The organism is Nocardia ninae NBRC 108245 (assembly GCF_007990755.1).
Classification (GTDB): Bacteria; Actinomycetota; Actinomycetes; order Mycobacteriales; family Mycobacteriaceae; genus Nocardia; species Nocardia ninae.
This window is the reverse complement of sequence record NZ_BJXA01000184.1, coordinates 1-1604: the sequence shown is the minus strand read 5'-3', so window position 1 is coordinate 1604 and position 1604 is coordinate 1. Positions and strand designations below refer to the sequence as shown.

The following is a 1604-nucleotide window of genomic DNA, read 5'->3' as shown; positions in this document are numbered from 1 at the left end:
GGCCGGACAGCTGACAGCTGAAGGACACCGAACTCGGCTTCGATCTTCTTGACATGCCATTTCGCCAGCTCGACAGTGTTATCCCTATGCTGCGCATAGCCTTTTAGCCAAACTGCGCACCATTGAGCTACCGTCCGCTGACCATCGCGCGGCGCGACATGGACTCCCTGCACGAGTGCTGAGACCTGACCATCCAGCCAGGACTGCGCATCCGTCTTTCGTGGGAATCGCTTGGTGTGTTCGTGTCCGGCATCGTCAACGTAGCGGGCGCGCCAGCGTTTACCTCTGCCGTGCAGTTTTGACGGAACGCGCCGGACCGTGCCGTCGTCGTCGCGTTGTTCTTTGGTCCAGAGGTCTTCGACTCCGGAGCGGCGGTTCCGTCGTGCGGGCATGGCTACGCGGCTCCGCCGGTCTGGGTCTTGGCTTCCTGTTCAGTGATCCACGCTTCGATGACGCTTTGCCGCCAGACACGGCGGCGGCCGAGTTTGAAGCTACGGCGGCCGATGTCCGAGCCGATGTGTGCCCAGTACCGCCACGTGGCGGCGGGAATGCCGGTGAGTTCTTCACAGTCGGTTGCTTGCAGATAGCGGTCAGTGCTCATGATCGTTTCCTCAGTTCTTGGCGGTGCGTACGGTGGTGCGCTGGGGGTCGGAGGTGGTGCACGTCGGTGCGTGCGTTGTCACGGCCGGTGCACCACGTGAGACAGCGGTGGTGCACTGCGGGTCGGAGTGGTGCAGTCGGTGGTGCACGGTGAGACAGGGGCGGTGGAGGCCGGTGCGCGGGCTGGAACATGCCATGTCATCTACCGCTTGCGTGGATGTCGCGAGTGATCTGAAATTCATCGCGTTCACCCAGCCAACTGGAGTCGCTGACCAGTACGGACAGTGCGGATTGCGGTCGGTCCGTCCCACGTGAGCGCGGTGAGGGTGACAGCTGAGACAGCCAGTGAGACGGGCAGTGACGCCTTGTCACAGGCGGTGCGCACCGCTGGCGCGTCGGCGGGCTGGTGGTGCACGAGCAGCAGTTCTGTGCACCCGTCGTCGGCGGCGCATCGGCCTGCTCGGGTGACCTGGTGCACCAGGTCCGCACCGCTGGTGTCTCGGTGTCCCAGCACGAGCACGGCGCGTGAGACAGTGCCGGTGCGCGCGGTGCGGCCGTCGTAGGGGTAGCGGCGTGGGTGGTGCGCGCGGTAGCTGAGTTCGCGTTCGGACTCCCACGCGTCGAATGCGGTGGCTCCCAGGGCGATGCGGGTGCGGGTGATCGCGCGCCCGCGCACTGACCACAAAGGCGAGGGCCGCCAGTCCGGACGCGAGGTACCGAAGAACCGGGTAACCGCGGATCGGGTCGGCACGATCCATTTCGGGCCGGGGCCGACGCGCATCAGCGGGTGCACGAGGCCGGCCGCCTCCAGGTGCTCGCGGAGTTCGTAGACGTGGTTGCGGCCGGTACCGAGGAACTCGGCGAGTAGGTCGACTTGGATCGCGCGCTGCTGCACGAGTGCGTACATCGCGCGAGCTTCCCGGTCGGTGCTGACCTCGCGGTGTCCAGTTTTCTGGACGGTTGGGGTGGTCATTTCGGCGTCTCCTTCGTGCTCGCGCCGCGCC

General features: G+C 65.9%; 2 protein-coding genes and 1 pseudogene. All 3 read right to left on the bottom strand.

The window, feature by feature from the left end; genetic code table 11:
• Window positions 1-392: pseudogene (locus NN4_RS44575) on the bottom strand (site-specific integrase); the annotation flags it as partial.
• Window positions 393-394: 2 nt separating this feature from the next.
• Complete coding sequence (locus NN4_RS44570; protein WP_135234735.1) at window positions 395-601, bottom strand: helix-turn-helix transcriptional regulator; 207 nt, start codon at window positions 599-601, stop codon at window positions 395-397.
• A gap of 246 nt (window positions 602-847) precedes the next feature.
• A partial coding sequence (locus tag NN4_RS44565) for a hypothetical protein (protein WP_222595286.1) occupies window positions 848-1604 on the bottom strand: 757 nt, incomplete at its 5' end.